General features: G+C 55.5%; 14 protein-coding genes and 7 pseudogenes. 5 read left to right on the top strand and 16 right to left on the bottom strand.

What is annotated here, in order from left to right; all coding sequences use genetic code 11:
- Positions 1 to 43 precede the first annotated feature (43 nt).
- The 3 genes and pseudogenes from BA011_RS33215 to BA011_RS33205 all read right to left on the bottom strand — a co-directional run.
- Positions 44 to 1,492, bottom strand: a complete 1,449-nt coding sequence (locus BA011_RS33215) for a Fic family protein (RefSeq protein WP_237352791.1) — start codon at positions 1,490 to 1,492, stop codon at positions 44 to 46.
- A 417-nt stretch (positions 1,493 to 1,909) separates the two neighbouring features.
- Positions 1,910 to 2,527 (bottom strand): TraH family protein, encoded by a 618-nt coding sequence (locus tag BA011_RS33210; protein WP_065282983.1) that lies wholly within the window; start codon positions 2,525 to 2,527, stop codon positions 1,910 to 1,912.
- A 15-nt stretch (positions 2,528 to 2,542) separates the two neighbouring features.
- Positions 2,543 to 3,001 (bottom strand): annotated as a pseudogene (locus tag BA011_RS33205) (nitrilase-related carbon-nitrogen hydrolase); the annotation flags it as partial.
- Between BA011_RS33205 and BA011_RS33200 the strand changes: the two are divergent.
- Positions 2,974 to 3,359, top strand: a pseudogene (locus BA011_RS33200) (IS5/IS1182 family transposase); the annotation flags it as partial. The pseudogenes BA011_RS33205 and BA011_RS33200 sit on opposite strands and share 28 nt — an antisense overlap.
- Before the next feature lie 44 nt (positions 3,360 to 3,403).
- Here BA011_RS33200 and trxA read toward each other — a convergent pair.
- Positions 3,404 to 3,724 carry a thioredoxin gene (gene trxA / locus BA011_RS33195; protein ID WP_062945460.1) on the bottom strand — a complete coding sequence of 107 codons (321 nt, stop codon included), beginning with the start codon at positions 3,722 to 3,724 and terminating at the stop codon, positions 3,404 to 3,406.
- A gap of 328 nt (positions 3,725 to 4,052) precedes the next feature.
- Here trxA and BA011_RS33190 point away from each other — a divergent pair.
- The 3 genes and pseudogenes from BA011_RS33190 to BA011_RS33175 all read left to right on the top strand — a co-directional run.
- Positions 4,053 to 4,259: pseudogene (locus BA011_RS33190) on the top strand (IS6 family transposase); the annotation flags it as partial.
- Between the two features lie 111 nt (positions 4,260 to 4,370).
- Positions 4,371 to 5,509 (top strand): IS3 family transposase gene (locus BA011_RS33180; RefSeq protein WP_186806533.1). Its coding sequence is split into 2 segments (ribosomal slippage): positions 4,371 to 4,629 and positions 4,629 to 5,509, totalling 1,140 coding nucleotides; the frame shifts between segments, so codons are not numbered across the junction.
- 59 nt (positions 5,510 to 5,568) lie between these two features.
- Positions 5,569 to 5,841, top strand: a pseudogene (locus BA011_RS33175) (transposase domain-containing protein); the annotation flags it as partial.
- Here the strand turns inward: BA011_RS33175 and BA011_RS33170 are convergent.
- From BA011_RS33170 to BA011_RS33120, 12 genes and pseudogenes are all read right to left on the bottom strand, one after another.
- Positions 5,810 to 6,055, bottom strand: coding sequence for a DUF6429 family protein (locus tag BA011_RS33170; protein ID WP_041365332.1), 246 nt, complete (start codon positions 6,053 to 6,055; stop codon positions 5,810 to 5,812). The pseudogene BA011_RS33175 and the gene BA011_RS33170 sit on opposite strands and share 32 nt — an antisense overlap.
- 387 nt (positions 6,056 to 6,442) lie before the next feature.
- Positions 6,443 to 7,486: an IS110 family transposase gene (locus BA011_RS33165; RefSeq protein ID WP_065283984.1), complete on the bottom strand. Its 1,044-nt coding sequence runs from the start codon at positions 7,484 to 7,486 to the stop codon at positions 6,443 to 6,445.
- A 100-nt stretch (positions 7,487 to 7,586) separates the two neighbouring features.
- A pseudogene (locus BA011_RS45500) lies at positions 7,587 to 7,802 on the bottom strand (IS6 family transposase); the annotation flags it as partial.
- Positions 7,803 to 7,985: 183 nt separating this feature from the next.
- Positions 7,986 to 9,380, bottom strand: a complete 1,395-nt coding sequence (locus BA011_RS33155) for an aldehyde dehydrogenase family protein (RefSeq protein ID WP_064244966.1) — start codon at positions 9,378 to 9,380, stop codon at positions 7,986 to 7,988.
- 8 nt (positions 9,381 to 9,388) lie between these two features.
- Positions 9,389 to 10,363 carry a glutamine synthetase family protein gene (locus BA011_RS33150; protein ID WP_237352747.1) on the bottom strand — a complete coding sequence of 325 codons (975 nt, stop codon included), beginning with the start codon at positions 10,361 to 10,363 and terminating at the stop codon, positions 9,389 to 9,391.
- Positions 10,364 to 10,906: 543 nt separating this feature from the next.
- Positions 10,907 to 12,067, bottom strand: a pseudogene (locus BA011_RS42990) (cystathionine beta-lyase); the annotation flags it as partial.
- Positions 12,064 to 13,632: a GMC family oxidoreductase gene (locus BA011_RS33145; RefSeq protein ID WP_065283470.1), complete on the bottom strand. Its 1,569-nt coding sequence runs from the start codon at positions 13,630 to 13,632 to the stop codon at positions 12,064 to 12,066. The pseudogene BA011_RS42990 and the gene BA011_RS33145, both read right to left, overlap by 4 nt.
- Before the next feature lie 32 nt (positions 13,633 to 13,664).
- On the bottom strand, positions 13,665 to 14,270 hold the full coding sequence (locus tag BA011_RS33140; RefSeq protein WP_065283471.1) for a LysE family translocator: 606 nt from the start codon (positions 14,268 to 14,270) through the stop codon (positions 13,665 to 13,667).
- Between the two features lie 65 nt (positions 14,271 to 14,335).
- The gene (locus tag BA011_RS42985; protein ID WP_151343627.1) at positions 14,336 to 15,166 is read right to left on the bottom strand and encodes a gamma-glutamyl-gamma-aminobutyrate hydrolase family protein; all 831 of its coding nucleotides are present in this window, start codon (positions 15,164 to 15,166) and stop codon (positions 14,336 to 14,338) included.
- 29 nt (positions 15,167 to 15,195) lie between these two features.
- Positions 15,196 to 16,275: a fatty acid desaturase family protein gene (locus tag BA011_RS33130; protein ID WP_064244960.1), complete on the bottom strand. Its 1,080-nt coding sequence runs from the start codon at positions 16,273 to 16,275 to the stop codon at positions 15,196 to 15,198.
- 21 nt (positions 16,276 to 16,296) lie between these two features.
- A complete protein-coding gene (locus tag BA011_RS33125; RefSeq protein WP_064244959.1) occupies positions 16,297 to 17,634 on the bottom strand; it encodes an O-acetylhomoserine aminocarboxypropyltransferase/cysteine synthase family protein in 1,338 nt (445 codons plus the stop codon).
- Positions 17,627 to 18,718, bottom strand: coding sequence for a 2-aminoethylphosphonate--pyruvate transaminase (locus tag BA011_RS33120; RefSeq protein WP_335727685.1), 1,092 nt, complete (start codon positions 18,716 to 18,718; stop codon positions 17,627 to 17,629). Before BA011_RS33120 ends, BA011_RS33125 begins: the two co-directional genes overlap by 8 nt.
- An 855-nt stretch (positions 18,719 to 19,573) precedes the next feature.
- On the opposite strand from BA011_RS33120, the pseudogene BA011_RS33115 reads away from it, so the two are divergent.
- Positions 19,574 to 19,741, top strand: a pseudogene (locus BA011_RS33115) (helix-turn-helix domain-containing protein); the annotation flags it as partial.
- Positions 19,742 to 19,799: the final 58 nt, after the last annotated feature.

Raw genomic sequence — 19,799 nt, 5'->3', positions numbered from 1 at the left:
CTGCGGCCTTTTAAAAAGTTTGCGACAAAACCGTGCAATCGTCCTACGACGCTTTTCGTGCAATCTTCGCCTCTCTCTCCGGAGGGGGCGCATTGACGAGCTCGGATACGAACGTCGTCAGCGGTACGATGTTTTCGAGTTGGCTCGCCTGTTCCAGGGCGTCCATGTACTCGTCCCCGCGCGCGACCGGTATGACGGTCCAGGGGACTCCGCACTCTGCCAGCAGAGCATTCATGATGAAGCGTGCCGTTCGGCCGTTTCCGTCGGGGAACGGATGGATGTAGGTGAACAGGAACGGAGCGACGACGGCTTTCGCGCGCGGATCGGGTTCCTCTTCGATGGATTCGAACAACGCGTCCATTGCATCGGCAATGGCATGCGGTGGCAGGGGGACATGCGAAGAGCCGCGCAGGTAGACGTTGTGCGAACGATAGCCGGCGAGTTGATGCGCCTTGATGATACCCGCGGTGACCGAAGGACTGAACATCGCGCGAAACCAGTCTTGATGCCTTTCTTCAAGCAGTTTGCCGGTCGGCGCGCCATCAAGGATTTTCTTGATATCGTCGCGCACTTCCTCGAAAGCCAGTCGATAACCCTTGGCGGCCAATGCGTTTTTGGTCTCGTAGTCCTGTGCGTCCTCGTCCGGCTTCCACGCTCCGTCCTGGACCCTCTGAATGAGATCTTCGGACACTTCATATCCCTCGATCGAAAGCGAGTTCAGCGCGTCCGCCACATAGCGCTCGTCGATCTGGGCGATGTATCCGTCGCGGTCATTGATGCGCAGTTGCTCGAATCCAATGTTGTCGAGCGCATCTTTCCTCATCCTCGCCCAGAGGTTCTTGATGCGCGTGGCGGAGGGAGCCTGAGCACGCCGCACATCGAGTTTGACCAGCTCGGTCGCAGGATCGAAGGGGTTCTCTTCGTGGGGATTGTAACCGGCCGCGTCCAGGGCTTTCATGATCGTGTCGGCGTCGCGCTCCCTGCCTAGATGGCGCAGAGCTCCCGCGACACGGCCACCCACATGGCTGCGTCCGCCATCAAGAAGATATTGCAGCAGCGAGCTGGTTCCACGGATCGAGCCGATAACGGCAATGACGTCGGTTGCTGATGTTTTCCAGGACTCCGGCGACAGGTTGCAGACCGCCTCTTCCATCGGCATCAATCGCAACCGCTCTTTCGTCTCCGCCGGTTCATTGTCTTTCGAACGCAGCAAATAGAGCGATGTGTCGCTTGGCAGTTTCACGAGCTGGTTGTTCGCCTTTGGGCTTCTGACGATGGCCTGCGACGGAATGGAGTGATTTTCTGACCAGAGAGCAACCGATGCTTCCGCGGAGAGGCGCCATTCATTGGGGAAGCGGTCATCCAGATATCGGGTTACAAATTCCCAGTACACGGTACTCCACGCGGCATCGATTCTATTCTTGGCGGAAGGCCTCGAATTGACTGCCAGCCAGCCTTTCATGATCTCTTCGAGAAAGCCGTTGTCCTGCAAGCGCTCTCTATGGACGCGGCTGAGCTCGTCCGACTTCACGACCGACCTGGTGCCATTCTGGGTGACACCCCTCAGCTCCGAGAGCGATGTTGCGAGCAGTTCGTTGGGTTTCGCCATGCCATCCTCCTGTGATCGCTCCACCTTTATGCACATCGGTAGCACAAAACCTGTCGATGGCTGCTGGATAGAGATGCACTAATTTACCGCATAAGGATTACACTACTTTTCTGCGTATTACTCACACTAATTTTGTGTATTTGAATCGCACTAGTTTTCGGTATGTCATTCACACTAATTTCCCACATCCGAATCACACTAAAATTGCGTATCTGGTTCGCACTAGTTTTTGTATATTGGTGGGTCGGGGCCGATACCGTGCGGCGCTCACAAGCCAGTTCACCGCGGGGGAAACCGCTCTCACTTTTGCCCACCAATGCGTGAGAGGTCGAACCTGATACCAGTTGACTGGGCATCACGGCTTTCCTCGGCATCTGGCGATACGGCAGGCTCGTCTCGAGCCTCATTGGCCACGGGTGTTCTCTCAACGGGCGCAACTCTATCCATTTTCATCGCGCCGTCCGGATCAGGCGCCAGAAAAACCTGTACGCCCTCAAATTCGCCGGTCTTCCACGAATAGACAGCATCCTCGAATATTTGCGGCAGAACATCCTTTGCTGTCGGATTGCCGTACCACTTCGCGACGATACGCATGACCTTGGCGAACAGCTTCGTTCCCATGCGCAGGTTCTCGCAAGCGTCAACGAGATCAGGCTTCAGTTCCGAAGCGTCCTTCACGCCGATGCCGACCGGGATCTGTGTCAGCCCGGCGCGAACGACCGCCTGGCCGACATTCTGGCGGATGATCTCCATCGCCTCGTCCGCGGTCGTCGGCTTCGGCACCAGGATCAGCCGGCCGCCCGACTTGACAGAAATTGCTAGCGGATCCGGGGAACCGGCCGCTTCCACAAACTGCTCGGCGATAGCCGAGGTGAGGGAAGGATCAGTACATTTCGAAATGAGGGCGGCGTCGAGCATCTTGAGGCTCCGAACTTACGTATTAAAGGAAAGGATAAACGGTTTGGAAAACAGCCGCGCCCAGGCGCTGGCGCTGGCCCGCTGGATCGCGACGATGTTGGTGTCGGCCGTCCACCAGCCGTTGCCAACGGCAACGATCATCTCGGGGTCGGAGAGCATGGATTGCAGGACCGGCCAGACGATGAGCTGCTCGTAGCAGATCAACGGGGTAAGTCTGACCGGTCCGATCCCGACAACGGGATTGGCGAAGAAATAGGCACTGGCGCCGCCGCTCTGCCCGAGCCAGGACCGCCACGGCTGCCACATCGAGCCAGGCACAGGCATACGCTCACGGTAGAGGATATGGCCGCCGTCCCGGTCGATCGCGATGAGGACATTGTCATATCCGTCACCGCCGATAACTGTCGCGCCGGCGACAACCGCCACTTCACTTTCAAAGAGGTTTTGCCTCCAAAGTTGCTCGACGGTCGGCGTTCGATGTCTCTCAAGTTGCGCCACTCCTCGACCAGATTGGCGGTCCGATCGTACAGTTCACAGCCGACGGTGCCTATGATGGAAAACCTACATACGACGCAGTCATCGATCATAGCGCGGCGGCGGCTATCGTCATTCCGCCTCGCGCCAACGCGGTCGAGCCAAGCGACGATAGACCTCCCGGCCAACGGAACCGGCATATCGCCGCAATCAACAGTGACGGCCCGATGAAATGCGGGCCAGGTCGCTGCCTGGTCAGCAGACCGAAGTCGCCATCGGCTGCGCCGTCCTCAACCGCATGCTTGCTTGCGCACGCCCGAAAGCCGTCCGCCGCAAGGCAGCCACGCCATTCGGCTGACCACCCGCGATGTCCGCCTCCACGCCGTCGATAAAGACAGGGCCTCAGGCAGCGTTCGAAATCCAGTTCGAAAGGGCCGTCTTCGACTTTACGCCAACCGAGATATCGGCAACTTCGCCGCCCTTGAAGATCGCAAGCGTCGGAATGGAGAGCACGCCGAACTGTGCAGCGAGTTCCGGGTTCTCATCGATATTCAGCTTGGCCACCTTGACCTTGCCTTCCATCTCGACGGCGATTTCCTCGAGGCTCGGAGCAATCATCTTGCACGGGCCGCACCATTCAGCCCAGAAATCGACGACGACGGGTTCTGCGGACTCCAGAACTTCGGACTGGAAATTATTAATATCGACTTTCACGGTAGCCATGGGCTGCTCCTTTAACGGAATTGGGTGTTGAACCACATGTGATGGTGCGGTGCGGGATTTTCAGTTACCGACCCGACGCTATTTTGGACATAGGGGGCGTTGCCCCTGTGATGCCGGAGTTTGCCGAGACAAGGCGGTCGGATCCCTTGACCATGCGCGGATTCTCAAAATGTGCCATAATTGCCACCTGACGGGTTTGTATATGCAAGACGTTTTTCGTCCGTCGCGACGTATAGACTCATTATTCACGACAGTCAACAGTCAATAAGCTGCCGCGCTGGTACTGTCACATTGATTGCGGTAAGGAAATTGAGGTAGCAGCGCGCCCATGACCGTGAGTGCACCGACCGACAAGAACCACCGCTATCCGATCGAAATCGTAGCCCGTGCTGTCTGGCTCTACTTTCGCTTTAATCTGAGCCTGCGCGATGTCGAGGAAATGCTGCTCGATTTCGGGATCGTCGTTTCCTACGAGACCATCCGCCGATGGTGCCGAAAGCATGGCCTTGATTATGCGCGCCGCATACGCCGCAAGCTCTCCCTTTGCCAAGCCAGTTAAAAGAGAGCTGGCTCGGGAAATCTGAACAGCCAGGATAAGTGGAATTTCTGCCTGACTTCGGCTTAGATGCCGGGAACAGGAGATACCATGACGAGACGACCGCGCCGGAACCATAGCCCGGCTTTCAAGGCAAAGGTGGCGCTCGCCGCGATCAGGGGCGAACAGACGCTGGTGGAACTGTCCCAGCAGTTCGACGTGCACGCCAATCAGATCAAGCAGTGGAAAGACCAGCTCCTTGAGGGGGCGACGGGCGTTTTCGGCGATGAAGCCAAGGCGGAGCCGGCGGGTCCAACCGTCGATGTCAAAACGCTGCACGCCAAGATCGGCGAACTGACGCTGGAGAACGATTTTTTGTCCGGTGCGCTCGGAAAGGCGGGATTGCCGGGCGGAAAGAAATGATCGACCGCGAGCACAAACTGTCGGTCGTGCGCCAGGCGAAGCTTCTCGGCTTCAGCCGTGGCAGCGTCTATTATTCTCCACGTCCCGTGTCGGACGTCGATCTGGCTTTGATGCGCCGGATCGACGAACTGCATCTCGATTACCCGTTTGCCGGAAGCCGGATGTTGCAAGGGCTTTTGAAGGCAGAAGGGCTGCAAACCGGACGGCTGCACGTCGCCACCCTGATGAAGAAGATGGGCATCGAGGCGATTTACCGTCGCCCGAACACCTCGAAACCGGCACCAGGACACAAGGTCTATCCCTATCTCCTTCGCAAGCTGGCGGTCACCAGACCCAATCAGGTCTGGGCGATGGACCTGACCTACATTCCGATGGCACGGGGCTTCGTCTATCTCTGCGCTGTCGTGGACTGGTTCAGCCGGAAGGTCCTATCGTGGCGGCTGTCGATCACGATGGAAGCAGCCTTCTGCATAGAAGCGGTCGAAGAAGCGCTTGCCCGCTATGGCAAGCCCGACATCTTCAACACCGATCAGGGGTCGCAGTTCACCTCCGTCGACTTCACCGCCGTTCTGAAGAACGCCGACATCGCCATCTCCATGGATGGCAAAGGCGCGTGGCGAGACAATGTCTTCGTCGAACGGCTCTGGCGGTCGATCAAATACGAGGAGATCTATCTCCACGCCTACAAGAGCGTTTCCGAGGCCCGCGCTGCCATCGGCCGATATCTGAGCTTTTACAACACCCGACGCCCACATTCATCCCTTGACCGGCAGACGCCGGATCGGGCTTACTTCAATGCGCTGACGCCGATGATGGTGGCAGCATAATCGAGGCGGAAATCCACTTAGCAAAACGCCCGGAACTGTTCAGACAAACCGAGCCAGCTCTCTGCATGACGAATAACGCGGCGGAAAGAGCCCTGCGCGGGGTTGCATGTGGAAGAAAAAACTGGAGCTTCGCCGGATCCGAGCGGGGCGCCGACCGGGCGGCCATCATGCTGACCCTTATTACGACGGCCCGCCTCAACGACATCGACCCGAAGGCTTGGCTCGCAGATGTGCTGACGCGCATCGCAGATCTTCCCGTCTCCCGCCTGCGTGAGCTCTTGCCTTGGGAATGGAAGAGGATCAAGGCGGTGGCGATATCGGTTGCCGCGTAAACAGCGTCCGAAACAGCTCCTCCGACCGCCGCAGACCCTCGTCCGTCAGCACCAGCGACTTCGACTTGTTCACCGGGTCGCCGATCATGCCCTTCTGATGCAAGCGATCCGTCGTTGCCCAGTCAAAGCCCTTCCAGGCACAACGCTCGTTATGCAGCGTTAGCCACAACAGCGCCAAAACGGCATCGTCGATCTTGTCCTCATCGATCTCCATGAACCCGACGTTACCACGCGAACCCCATTAAGTCCTGCGGCCCACCTCGGATGGATACACTGCTTCTTGCCATTGATGGCCACCACGCATTCGTCGAGATGCCATATGTGGACGGCCCCCTCCTTGCAAGAACTCTTTGATGATTTGATCGGATCTCTTGCGTTCATATGTCCGGCCTTTTGTTGCGTTCACACATGAACGCTGGCCAAGATGGGTTCCGCGACGTGGGTTCCAAACACTTGATCGGCCTCGTTGGGCCACTGGCATCTACGGAGTGTACCGCGTCTCGGATCGATCGATCACACCATCTAATCGTTTCCTGCAAGTTCACGCATCAGCTCAGCACGGTAGCGTCTGTATCCTGCTCACCGTGACCGACTGATCTCTTCACGCCGCGCAGGCCAGAGCCGGGCGCGCAGCATTGCCCTTGTAAGCCTCGCCGGTCACCATCATTTTCCAGGCGATCCTGGCGATCTTGTTGGCCAACGCGACAGCCGCGAGTTTTGGGGCCTTGCGCTTGAGCAACTCGATGAGCCAGAGCGAAGCGTTCCTGCCTCTTCCCGCTCTCACCTGTCGAAGCAACGAGGTCGCACCCACGACCAATGTTTTGCGCAATGCCTCATCGCCGGCCCTCGTAATGATACCGAGCCTGACTTTGCCAGCAGTCGAATGATCCTTGGGCGTCAGGCCCATCCAGGCGGCAAACTGCCTTCCAGATCTGAACTGTTCCGGTGCCGGCGCTTTCATCACCAGCAAGACCGCGCCGATTGGTCCGACACCAGGGATCTTTGCAAGACGGCGACAACATTCATTGTTGCGATACCAAGCCATCAGTTTTGCCTCCACCTCTTTCAGGCGCTCACCCAACTGCGCAAATTCCTCAACGAGAGACGCGAACAGCTCACGCGCCACAGCCGGAATGCTTTCATCAATCATGATGCGTTCCAGAAGGAGCGGAAGATGAGACATGCCTTTGGCTGCGGTCAGCCCGAACTCAGCTGCATAGCCACGAATCGTATTGGCAAGCTGCGTCTGTGCGGCGACAGCGCGCTCGCGCATGCCCACCAGCATCAGCGCGGCTTGCTGATCCGCACTCTTTACCGGAACGAACCGCATCGTCGGGCGGCTCATCGCCTCGCATAGCGCTTCGGCATCGGCCGCATCATTCTTGCCGCGCTTGACGTAGGGCTTCGCCAGTTGTGGCGCGATCAGCTTTACCTCATGTCCGAACCCTGTCAGCAACCGCGCCCAGTGATGCGAAGCGGCACAGGCTTCGATCGCAATCACGGTCGGTGGGCATGTCGCAAAGAAATCCACCATCTCCTTGCGGCGCATCTTCTTGCGCAGGATCGGCCGCTCGGCGGCGTTCACACCATGCAATTGAAAGACGTGCTTTGACGTATCCATGCCAATACGGATAATCTGATCCACGGACGGCTCCTTCGTTTGAGATCGTTAACAGCTCACTCTGGCACATTTCGATGCCGTTCGGGGGCCGTCCACCCCAACATTTGTCGCCCAGGCAGCCGGCTGACCGTCGCTTGATCTCCCGGGCGAAATGCCGTCCGAATTTCTCCGCCCAGCTTCGAATGGTCTGATGTGTGACGATGATGCCGCGGGCCGCCAGCATGTCCTCAACCATGCGCAGGCTGAGCGGAAAGCGAAAGTAGAGCCATACCGCGTGCGCAATGATCTCAGCGGGAAAGCGGTGGCGACGATAAAGCGGATCACGAGCAACTTCTGACATGGCCCATGTACGCACATCTTCATCAGCCGTCGGTTAACTTTACGGTGCCAGGCCGTCCACCTCATCAGGCCCGAATGGCGTGCTTGGCACGTCGCCAGCCCGCTTTAAAGTGCCATCGAGAGGACGAATGGGCTGGTCTTCCAGACCTCATGCATTTCGTGGGGCTATCCCGAAGCATTGCTCCTAATTATCACATAGCCTGAAGTGATATGACTTTGGCCGGGTGACGTGCTCATAACCCAGCACGCTCAATGTAGCACCTCGTCCACTGTTCTTGACACCAGTCCAGGCCAGCGTGGGATCCAAATGGTCGCACCGATTTAAAAGAACCGTACCGGTCTCCAAATCCTCGGCAAGCGCATTCGCCGCAGCGACATCCTTCGTCCAAATAGACGCAGTGAGGCCGTAAGTGCTGTCATTCATCAATTCAAGCGCTTGTTGATCGGATTCAACGCGCATAACGCCCACGACCGGACCAAATGTCTCTTCTCTCATAAGGCGCATGCTATGGTCGACGTCGACCAGTAGACGTGGTGACACGTAGGCGTCGCCCGGCCTGTCCAACTCAACCTTGGACAGAGGGACTAAATTCCTTGCACCCTTCCTGATCGCCTCATCCAGATGTTCCCTTATCACAGACGCGGCGTATTTATTGACGACAGGACCGAGATTGACGTCGATATCGAGCGGATTGCCAAGATGATACGTGGTGGCGAGCTTCGCCGCGCGTTCAATGAATTCATCGTATACGTCCGAATGTGCATAGATCCGTTCGATCCCACAACAAGACTGGCCGCTGTTGAAGAAAGCGCCGTCGACAATGTTCTCGACAGAAAAGGCTACATCCGCATCAGCCCTAATGTAGGCAGGATCTTTGCCGCCGAGTTCAAGGCCGACCCCAATAAACCGATTTGCCGCTGCCTTTTGCACAAGACGACCTGTTCGCACTGAACCGGTAAACGCCACATAGTCAATGCGTTGATCGGCAATGATCCTTTCGGCATCGCTGTTAGTCACCGTGATCACTTGAAAGACGTCACTGGGAAGTCGGATTGTTTCAAACGCTTTTGCGAATCGTTCTCCCGACAGAGGAGTCTGTGGGGCATGTTTCAAGATCACACTGTTGCCGGCGATGATCGCTGGGACAACCGTATTGACTGCTGCGAGCAAAGGGTAGTTCCACGGCGCAATAACGTATACGACGCCGAGCGGGGATCTCCGAATAAACCGTTTGAAACCGACCCGTGGTTCTGGACGAATGTCCTCCAGAGCCTCTGGGGCTAAAGCGACCATCGTAAGTGCGCGATCGGCACAGGTTCGCACTTCGCTTGGCGTTTGCGAAATCGGTCGGCCCATCTGTTGCGTGATCTCCAGAGCGATATCTTCCTGATTATCTAGAAGATACTGGGCAAACTTCTCACAAATTTGGAGCCGCTCTTTCAATGGGAATTTACGCCAGAGTTTTTGAGCGGCGACTGCTCGCTCCAAAATAGCATCGACTTGTTGCGCCGACGCATAGCTTCGTTCAGCAACGATGCTGCCATCGATAGGCGAAATAGTGCGTTGAAGGTCAGTCATTGTTTGCCTCAAATGATCTCGAAATAGCGGGACAATTCCCAGTCGGAGACATGGTGCTGGAACTGGCGATGCTCCCAGTCACGTGTCGCCGCATAATGTTCGACGAAAGCGCTCCCGAAGATTTCGTGGGCAATGGCGCTGTTTCTAAAGTTGTCGGCGGCTTCTGAGAGCGTACGGGGTAGCTGTTGCCGTGTCGGCGCGGTGATCTGATAAGCGTTGCCGGACAAAGCAGCCTCGGGCTCGACCTTGTTTTCAATTCCCCAAAGGCCCGCCCCGAGCGTGGCCGCCAATGTCAGATATGGATTGGCATCCGCGCCTGGAATGCGAAATTCCACGCGTTGAGACTTCAAGCTACCCGTGATGGCGCGTATAGCAACGGTACGGTTATCGATTCCCCACGTTGCTGCGGTTGGGGCCCAATGACCCGGGACCAGCCGGCGATAGGAGTTAACCGTTGGTGCGGTGAGAACCGCAATGGAAGGAGCAAGTTTCTGAAGACCGCCAATGAAATTGCGCATCGTCCGACTAATGCCGTGCTCGGTGCTGTGATCGTGAAACACCCCAACGCCATTTTCATCGACTAATGAGACGTGAACGTGGCCACCTTGGCCCGGCAGAGAGCTATCCCATTTTGCCATGAAGCTCGCCATGAGCCCATTTTTCTGAGCGAATACCTTCGCGAAGGTTTTGAACAACGCTCCCTTGTCGGCCGCCGCCAAGGCATCGTCCACGCCAATCGCGGCCTCCATGGCTCCCGGGCCGGTTTCTTCGTGAAGGCCCTCCAGTGGAATACGCATGGCTTCGAAGAGATCGAGGATGCCATGATAGAACTCGCTGTTCACCGAATTCCTGATAACGGAATAGCCGAAACCGCCGAAACCGAGCGGTCGGAGATTCCTATAGTTCTTATCGGCGAGTGTCCTGGCGTTTTCCTCCACGACGAGAAACTCGAACTCACAGGCTGCTTTTGGCCGAAGACCCATCGCCATCGCCTTGCGTAAAACTCGTTTCATTACTCCCCGCGGGCATAGCTCCTCGAGCTGCCCCACAAATTCGCCAAGGACGAAATGCGTTTCGCTTTCCAACGGAAGCTTACGCGCTGTTTCGGGCAGCAATCTGACCTGAGCGTCGCCATATCCGCTATTCCAGCCAATGCGATCGGTGTTATCGTAAAGCTGATCATTTGAATCCCAACCAAAGATGACATCGCAAAAGCCAAAACCATCCTCCAGTGAGGAAATAAATTTCTCGCGCGCCATGTATTTGCCACGCAGCACACCATCCAAATCGAAGGCGCCAATTTTGACGTGCTTATAAGCGTCGTCACGAAGGAACTGCTTGAGGTCGAGGCCGATTTCCGGGAATTCCAAAAACGTTTCTCTTATGGATCTATCGTCTGTGTTCGTCGAGAACAGGTGCGGAGATTGTTTCAGGTGGCGCCAATGGGACAGCCGACCGTCGATCTTCTCGACGGGACCGTTTCGAATTGTGGAATGGTCCGATCCTGATCGACTCTTCAAAGACAAAACCGATTTAAATGCAGCCTTGATATCGTCGATTAGGTCATCGGCTTCCTCCAAGCCTATCTGCAGGCGCACAAGAGGGCCCGCATAATTCTTTCCCGTCAAAGTGCGGTCGGCCAGATTGACCTGCAATGCGAGACTGGCATAACCACCCCATGAATAGCCAAGCCCGAAAATCGTGAGGCCGTTTAGAAAAGCGCGAACTGGGATGTCAGGGTCGAGCACGAAGGAGAATATGCCAGCCGATCCCGAGAAGTCGCGCTTCCACAACTCATGTCCGGCGTGACTCTCCAATGCTGGATGAAGGACTTCCAGGACTTCCTGCTGTTGCTCAAGCCATCGGGCAATTCGCAGGGCGCTGCTTGCATGACGCTCAAGTCGCAAACCCATTGTACGAAGCCCGCGCAATATATGATAGGCATCATCATTGTTCCCACAGATGCCCAAAGCCCCGTAAAATTCATTTAAGGTTGCGAAACAACTTTCGTTCGACGAAACGGTTCCCATCAAGATGTCGGAGTGGCCGGAGGGATATTTGGTCGTGGCATGCAACGAAATGTCCACCCCCAACTCCAATGGCTTCAGATAAAGAGGCGTTGCCCAGGTATTTTCCATCATGACGGTGGCGCCCACTGCATGCGCCTTCTCAGCGATAGCGGGAACATCCTGAATCTCGAACGTGTTCGAACCTGGGGACTCCGTGAACACAACCCGGGTATTCGATCGCAGAAGCCGCTCGATGCCACCGCCTATGAACGGGTCATAATATTCGACATCGCCCCCCAAGCGTGTGAGGGCGGTATCAGCGAATTGCCTTGTATTGCCATAGACGCTGTCGACGATGAGTAGATGATCGCCTGGTGACAGAAATGCCATGAGGGGGACCGTGACGGCCGTCAGGCCGGATGGAAGAAGAAGCGTCCCGAACGACCCTTCGAGCTCATTGATTGCGTCGCAAAGCGCCTTCGTCGTGGGGGTTCCACGTGTACCATAGGTGTATGGCTGATTATGCATCACCATGGTATCGGCATCAGGGAAAAGCACTGTTGACGCACGTACGAGGGGCGGGTCTATAAAGCCAAAATATTCCCGCGGATTGTTTCCACAATGGGCCAGCCGGGTGTTGATGCCGTGCTTCGCGACGGTGTTGGAAGTATCGTTCATGATCCAATCGCCAGTAAAGCTTCGTTCGCCGCACGGCTCCCGGGCGTCTTGGCCGCGGCTATAATTGTCGCAGCCGCTTTTTCGGCAACTGTCATGACGGCACAGTTTATATTCACGGTCACCATTGACGGAAAAATCGAAGCATCGCATACGCGCAAGCTGGCGATGTTTCTCACCCTCAGCGCAGTATCGACGACTGCGGTGGGATCGTCGTCGGACCCCATGCGGCATGTTCCTGCGGCATGATAGACGGTTTCCAGGTTTGACCGGATATAGTCGGTAATGTCGTCATCCTTCACGACGCTTGGCCCAGGAGCGACTTCGCGAACCGCGATCTCGCCGAAGGAATGGGTCTCGATGAAGCGCCGAGCAAATCGCATACCTTCGCCGATAATGCGCAGATCATAATCCTCCGGATCCGAGAGATAATTGAGGCGGATCCTAGGTTTGTCGCGCATGTCGGACGTGACCAAGCGGATATCGCCCCGACTGCGGGGACGAGTCGCGTTCGAGGCTATGTCGATAAGCCTTCCCTCGGAATTGAACGACGAGGTCGATTTCTCGCCGTGCCGACCGCTGGGGTTGCCTGGCCTCAACCCAAATTGGCACAAGCAATCAGGTGCCGGAGCATCAGCATCGACTTTGAGTAGCATAATGGATTCGTAGGGCGTCACATCCCATGCAGGTACCGACTCTTTCAGTTCGAAAACCACTGCGGAGGAATAATGATCCGCTAGGTTGCGACCGACTCCCGGGACATCGGCCACGACGGGTATACCCATTGCTCCTAGGTGCTGGGCCTCGCCAATGCCTGACACCATCAAGAGCTGCGGCGATTGGATGCTGCCCGCAGTAATGATTACCTCGTTTCGGGCATGAACAGGGCCAAGCGAGGTTTCGACACCGATGGCGCGGCCATCCTGAATAATGACACGCGTCACGAATGTTTCACTGAAGACTTCCAGCATCTCGGGCAGTTTCGACAAAGGATGAAGATACGACACGGAGGAAGATTGTCGATGCTTGCCAATGGCATTGAGCGGCAACATGCCAATTCCTGGCGAGATCTCCTGACGGAATTCTGTGCGACGAAGGCCAAGCTCCTGGCCCGCCCGCAAGAGAGCCGCCGATACAGGATTAGTATCTGGCCGGGTTTCGACTCCTACCTGGGAGAGTAGACGATTGATATGGGAACGAATCTCCTGAGGGCCCCATCCTTTCGCACCAAGCCTCTCCCATTCCGCAAAATCAGATTCCGGCGGAATGAGCCATGCGCAATCATTATGCGTACCACATCCACCGAGGACCTTGGCGCGTGAATAGTTTAGCCGAGCTGGCTTGGCATCAGTGGTCGATGCGAGGAAGCCCCAATCCAAACTTGTGGGTTGCTCGGATAGACGCGAAACATCCATCAAGCAAGGCACACCTTCGTCCAGCGGACCAGCCTCTATGAGAGCGATGGTGCCAATACCAGCGTCCGCAAGACGTCTGGCTATAACGGCTCCCGCACTGCCGCCACCGACGATAACATAATCGAACGTGAGGTCGTCATTAAAGTTCGGCACGCCCCTGTCTCCTTTGGAAAACGGTTTTGCGATCAGATGGAAATGGCTAGGGCGATGGCGACGCAGACGTAGACCACCCCTACAATTCGACTGATAGCAACCTGATTGTTGAAGAGTCGCTTTGCCTGACCGGCGATCTGAATATAGCTCCCATACACAAGCAGCGAGATTGTCATGGCGGTGATGCCGAGCAGGATCGCTTGCGGGAGATAAGGCAGTTTGGGGCTCACAAATGCCGGATAGATCAGCAGACTGGCAATAATACCCTTGGGATTCGTACAGGATACAGCAATGGCCCCAAGAATAAGCTCTTTGGTGGTTGCAGCAGTGACACGTTTTGTGACGAGTTCAGTTGGCTTGACGCTGAAAGCCTTGAGCGCCTGATAAAGGATAAGCGTAATGCCTCCCCACTTAATGATATGCAGAATGATCTCATACTTCTGGGCTAGCAGACCCACCCCGGATAAGACGATGACCGCATGTAGACCAGTTCCCAATGCAAATCCGATTGCAGCGGCGCTAGCTTTGCGGGAGCCATAATGTAGCGATTGCGCGACGGAGAATGCGACATTCGGTCCAGGCACCGCCAAGGTCGTGAAAAACATGATGCAGAACATCGTCCAGAGTGCCGTATCCATAATCTTCCCTTTTTCTGAAACCATTCCTGGTACCGGATAAGAATCCCGTGACCAAAAGTGTTGGCTCACTCTGTGTCCAAGAGTGTGTCGGAACGTCGCGGGACCGACAATGCGGGGCATGCTCTTCCTCTGCAGGATCTTTTGCGGTAAGAGCGACAAGACTCGCCAAATGAAGAGAAAAGCGACTGGCTGAAGGTATCGGTCGCAATATGCCATTCGGGATGCCACTGAACGCCTATCTGGAAGGTCGGCGAATCCTTGATCCGTATAGCCTCGATAAGTCCGTCATCGGCGACGCCTTCGATAACCAGATTGTTGCCGAGCCGATCTATACCCTGCCCATGGAGAGAATTGACCCAGACCTCCGTCCGATCCGCCAATCGGTGAAGCACACCATCTCGCCACAGGTTCAAGCGATGAACAGGGTCGTATTGACGGTCCCGTTCCAGACGTAGATCTTCCTGGTGTCTGATGTTGGAGGGTATGGTCCGGAGGTTGTCGTATAACGTGCCGTCGAAATAGACATTTAATTCTTGTAACCCTCGGCATATTGCCAGAATGGGCATCCCCAGCGACAATGCCGTGGCAATGGATGCTCCAGACAGCCGGTCCCGGTAGCGATCCCTTTGCGCAAAAACAAAATCGGTCACATCGGCCGGCTCGCTTCCATTACGCAGCACACACGAATCCACATTGGATTCATCCCCGGTCAGTACAAGTCCGTCCAGTCGAGCCAACGCGAATTCGTCACTATTGTGACCTCGCGCTAAGGTAGGCAGAACGACGACTTCAACATCCGCATATCCAACCAGTGCATCAATATAGCGGCGACGTATCCAGTCCCGGTGGACATTGTCGTCGATAATGCGGTTTGCCGTGATTCCAACGGTGGGCATCGTTCACTCCTTCAGGCAAGGTGCGTCCATCAGGCTAGGCCCACGGATAGCGGAATCTTGGCTGCATCGGTTCCATATTTATGCTGCCAATAGAGCCTTTCATTTCGCTCCATCAGCTGGCTCATGACGCTTCGCTGCCCTTGAGGTCCTCGAACGAACAAGCCTCCCCAGGTCGCTGCAACTTCGGCGTAATTCGGGTCCCGCATGCGTATTTTCTGGGCTTTTTTAAGAAGCCAGAAAGGGATGCCGGGAGAAAGATGATGTTCGAGATGGTATTCATCGAGATTGACGCCAAGCAGAAGTCGCTCGATGCAATTACCCTTTCTGTTACGCGTCAGGAAAAGATTGGTCTTTTCCGTCTCACACATGGGCGAGTGTTCCGCGATCTCGATGAACCAGCCAAGCGCCTGAAATGTCGTGAGATACGGCACGATCCAGAACAGTGCGACGTCATCCAGTAAATTCAACCAATAGGAACCGACGAGGATAGTGGTCCAAAATGCGTAGAAGCCGACCTTGTCTATAAAGAGAGCCTTGCTATCCAACTTGGATTTCTCAACTCCGGTGACCTTGAAACGGTGAGTGAACAGATATCGCAAGTATCCAATCGTGGCGGCCCCAAAGAGCGGCAATAGGATGATATCCGTTATGTATCGAACGGGATGGCGGACTTTGTAGACACCGCTTTCAAGAAAGAATTTCAGGTCCGGATCCTTGTCTGGATCGCCGAGGTGCGGATGGTGGAGATAGACGTGAGATACCCTGTAGGCCCAGTGCTTCTGAAACAATGGATAAGCGGCGAATAGAATTCCGAGCGCGTAGTTAAGCGTGCCGTTCCTTGCCAGCGTTCGATGGGCTGCATCATGGGCTATCGTGGTCAGGCCCCGCTGGTGCGCGCCGATGAAAAGCAAAGCTAGGGGATAGAACCACCAGGAAAGCTTGACGCAAAGAAGGGCGAAAAGAACAATGACCGCATAATCTTTTGCGATGTAGAGAGCACCGGTGATGTTGTCTGGACGCAATTCAGCCAACGCTTTTTTCACCTCCGCCGAAAAGCGGAAGCTTTCGTAGCGGGCATTCGTGAGTTGCCAAGTCTGATCAGATACCATGTGTTTTCCCTTTTAGCTCATTTACAGCGCGGCCAATGCACCCGCCAGGTCACGGATGATATCGTCAGAATGCTCGATACCAACGCAGAGGCGGATGGTGCCGTCATCGATTCCAGCTGCCAAGCGCTTCTCGCGCGGCACGGTCGTATGGGTGGTGGAAACGGGATGGGTGATAAGTGTTCTGGCGTCCCCGACATTGGAAACATGATAGGCGAGGCTGACGCTTTCGATGAGTTTGCGTCCGGCTGCGGCATCGCCAACGTCAAAGGTCAGCATCGCGCCATGGCCGTACTGGGGATCGAAAAGCTCGGCGGCGACCTCTCTTTGACGCCCTTCGAAAAAAGCCGGGTAGATGACTGCCCTGACCTTGGGGTGACTGCGCAGCATGTAGGCTACGGCCAAAGCATTTTCGCTATGGCGACGCATACGCAAGGGAAGAGTTTCGAGTCCCTGAATGAGCTGAAAGCTATTGAAGGGGCTCGAGCATGCGCCGGTATCGCGCAACCAAGTCATGCGGGCCTTAAGAAGAAACGGGCTGCTACCCAGATCGTCCAGATTTGTAATCGCCTCATGCCACAAGATGTCGCCATGCGCATCGTCGGGCCCGTTCATCAGGGGGAATCGATCAGGAAATTCGTCGAAAGCGAAATTGCCATGATCGACGATCAATCCTCCAAGAGTCGTCCCGTGGCCGCAAATATATTTCGTTGCGGAATAGGTGGAGAATGCTGCGCCCAACCTTGCCGGACTGCAAACGAGAGGTGTCGTTGTATTGTCCACGATTAACGGAATTCCGTGCCGGCGGCCAATTTCCGCCAGCTCGCGTATTGGAAGCGGCACCAGACTCGGGTTCGAGACGCACTCGCCGAAAAGACCAAGCGTCCGGTCGTCGATTTGAGCTTCGAAGCTTGAAGGGTCGTTGGGATCGGCGCTCCGCGCCTCGATACCCAAACGTCGAAAAGTATTGTGCAATAGGTTCCAAGAGTTGCCATAGAGAAACTTTGAAGCCACAATATTTCCGCCAGGGTAACCGCTGCACAAATTCACTAGGGCGAGAAACGTGGCTGCCTGCCCAGATGCGACAGCAAGAGAATCGAGGCCCCTATCAACCGCCGCGAAACGTCGTTCCAAGGCACGCGTCGTCGGGTTAATAATCCGCGTGTACGTATATCCATCTGCCTTGACGTTGTAGATGTCAGCGATCTTGGAGAGATTTCCGTCGAGCTCATATGCTGTATTCTGGTAAATGGGAACGCTTACCGCCCTTGTCGCCGGATCGTGCCTGAAGCCAGCATGGAGAACTGCAGTTTCCGGATTTTCCCATTTGGACGCTTGGGGATTTGGTATGAAATCAAGCATTGATTTGCTCCCTGGAGAGGCTGCTACACGCGAATTTTCTGGAAAAATCCCGGCGGGCGACCGTCGGCGCAAAACGCTCAACTCGGTCGATCAGACGATCTGGCCAGTCATCTTGGATCTGCCCGATGCAGCCAATACGAAAGGTCTGGGATGGCGCGTGCAGTTTCGCATAGATGTAGATCTGATCTGCGGCGAGAAAGTTATAGAAATATTCAAAGCTTTCTTGATCGGATATCCAATGCTTGGCTTGAAGAGCGAGGCAAATCGGCGATTGGAGCTCTTGTCTGAGAATGGGCGTGATGCCGAATGGCCTAAGGCCTTTTGTTAGGCGCTCTCTGACGCGATCATAGCGTGCCCATCGAGCCTCTGTGCCTTCCATCGAATGCTCCGAAAGCGCACGGTGGAGCGCTTGCGCTATGTGCGTCGGAGGAGTGGTACGCCACTCCCCCGATCTCTCGAACGACAACCACTGATCATAGAGATCCAGGGAGTAGGTGGTTGCGTGAGTCGACTTACGGTTGAGAAGCGTGTTTGCAACGATTGCAAATGCCAGTCCCGGCGGCGCCTCCAGACACTTGTTTCCTGAGGAAATCAGGACGTCGAACCTGTCTGTTTGCGCATTTACCGCGATACCGCCGAATGCACTCATGGAATCGACGATCGTGACGACGCCATTTGCTCTGGCAACATTGATCAAGGCGCTGAATGGGTTCAGAATGCCCGTGGTCGTTTCACAATGCACGAAGCACAAGTGGGTAATTTCTGGATCGGTTGCCAGCCGATCCGCCACCAGTGCGACGTCAGGCACCTCCGTTACAGGCGTCACCAGCGTTTCGAAGGCCAGACCATTACGCCGCAGCATGGTGAGTATACGCTCACCATACTGGCCGTTGATGCAGACGAGGGCTTTGTCCCCGCGACCGATGAATGTGGTGAGCGCCGCCTCAACGGCAAAGGTACCACTCCCCTGTATCGGAATAACCGTATGACTGCCGTGAGCCTGCGCGATGGTGAGGATCTGATCGCGAATCTCCTGAGTAATACGCTTGAAGGCCGCATCTCTCGACCCGATATCGAACAGCATTCCCTCCTTGACGAAGGGCGACAGGCAAAGCGGTCCGGGTGTGAATAGACGTACTTGATTTTGCAATCAAAATCCTCCGATCAGGAATGAACATAAGGCGCGCAGCCCTGGAGAACTGGCAAAACACTGACCAAAGCGACACTTTGTGTCGTTGATCCGTCGCTTGCTTCTTTCGTGGGCATTCGACTTGCGTAGCGACCTTGTCTCCTATCTTTTTATAAAAACAATCTTTAGTCAGCATAAGCTAATGCTATTCTAAGATGTATTTATAGCTTTGGTCACAGCGCTAAGCGGAGCTGATTTTCGCTAGGGTCACGCAGCCAGTCCCGCACGTCGATCACCGGGGCTGGAGAGCCGCTCTTCAAACTAGAGGTCATGCTCTTCTTCTCCACAGTGTTTTCCCCCGCTTCGTGCGCCAGGAATGAGCGTGTTAAGGATCAGCTCGAGTTGCTTCGATTTCAAAACGCGGCGCGTGTTCCATCTGTCGGACAATACACGCTGGTGATCTCGTCTTCTGAATGGCTTCTGCGGCAGTCGGTGATTGCGAATTTGGTTGGCAGAAGGTTCTGTGTGATCTGGAACGAAGAGATTGCGAACGGCGCATGGTCTCGTCATCATTGTGCGTCTCCTTGTTGGCGTCTATAATGTACAGAGTAGGTTCAATCGGCGTAACTCCCCGGTCATGTAAGGCCAGGGCCCGCCGCCATGGCAAGTAGGTCCGGAGTCGAGAATCTGTCATCGGGTCTGTCCTTCGCAAGTTTGCCACGACGGGCACCTGGAGAGGAGTTTGACTTTTCTCATTCATTAATCAATACATTCGATATTGAAGAACCATTTCTCCAATGTTGATGATCCATGGATACACTGATGAGCCTGCGGCTGTTCTGCACCGTGTCAGAACTGACGAGCTTCACTGCTGCCGCCGACCACCTCGGCATTTCGCCGGCAATGGCGAGCAAACATGTGATGCAGCTTGAGAACAGGCTGGGCACCCGGCTGCTCAACCGGACCAGCCGCCGCGTCCCTCAGATCGGCTTTGTGTTGCGTCAGAGGGCACTGTAAAGTTATCAGCGGATTGATG

The organism is Rhizobium leguminosarum (genome assembly GCF_001679785.1).
Taxonomy (GTDB): domain Bacteria; phylum Pseudomonadota; class Alphaproteobacteria; order Rhizobiales; family Rhizobiaceae; genus Rhizobium; species Rhizobium leguminosarum_R.
Note: the sequence above shows the minus strand (reverse complement) of the source record. Positions and strands in the feature narration are given on the sequence as shown.

What these genes read in the sequence shown, in the direction of transcription:
- BA011_RS33210 (WP_065282983.1), bottom strand. Translation starts at nt 2,527, where the DNA reads ATGCTCGACGCCGCCCTCATTTCGAAATGTACTGATCCTTCCCTCACC.
- trxA (WP_062945460.1), bottom strand. Translation starts at nt 3,724, where the DNA reads ATGGCTACCGTGAAAGTCGATATTAATAATTTCCAGTCCGAAGTTCTG.
- BA011_RS33170 (WP_041365332.1), bottom strand. Translation starts at nt 6,055, where the DNA reads ATGGAGATCGATGAGGACAAGATCGACGATGCCGTTTTGGCGCTGTTG.
- BA011_RS33155 (WP_064244966.1), bottom strand. Translation starts at nt 9,380, where the DNA reads ATGACTGACCTTCAACGCACTATTTCGCCTATCGATGGCAGCATCGTT.
- BA011_RS33150 (WP_237352747.1), bottom strand. Translation starts at nt 10,363, where the DNA reads ATGGGTCTTCGGCCAAAAGCAGCCTGTGAGTTCGAGTTTCTCGTCGTG.
- BA011_RS33140 (WP_065283471.1), bottom strand. Translation starts at nt 14,270, where the DNA reads ATGGATACGGCACTCTGGACGATGTTCTGCATCATGTTTTTCACGACC.
- BA011_RS42985 (WP_151343627.1), bottom strand. Translation starts at nt 15,166, where the DNA reads ATGCCCACCGTTGGAATCACGGCAAACCGCATTATCGACGACAATGTC.
- BA011_RS33130 (WP_064244960.1), bottom strand. Translation starts at nt 16,275, where the DNA reads ATGGTATCTGATCAGACTTGGCAACTCACGAATGCCCGCTACGAAAGC.
- BA011_RS33125 (WP_064244959.1), bottom strand. Translation starts at nt 17,634, where the DNA reads ATGCTTGATTTCATACCAAATCCCCAAGCGTCCAAATGGGAAAATCCG.
- BA011_RS33120 (WP_335727685.1), bottom strand. Translation starts at nt 18,718, where the DNA reads ATGCTGTTCGATATCGGGTCGAGAGATGCGGCCTTCAAGCGTATTACT.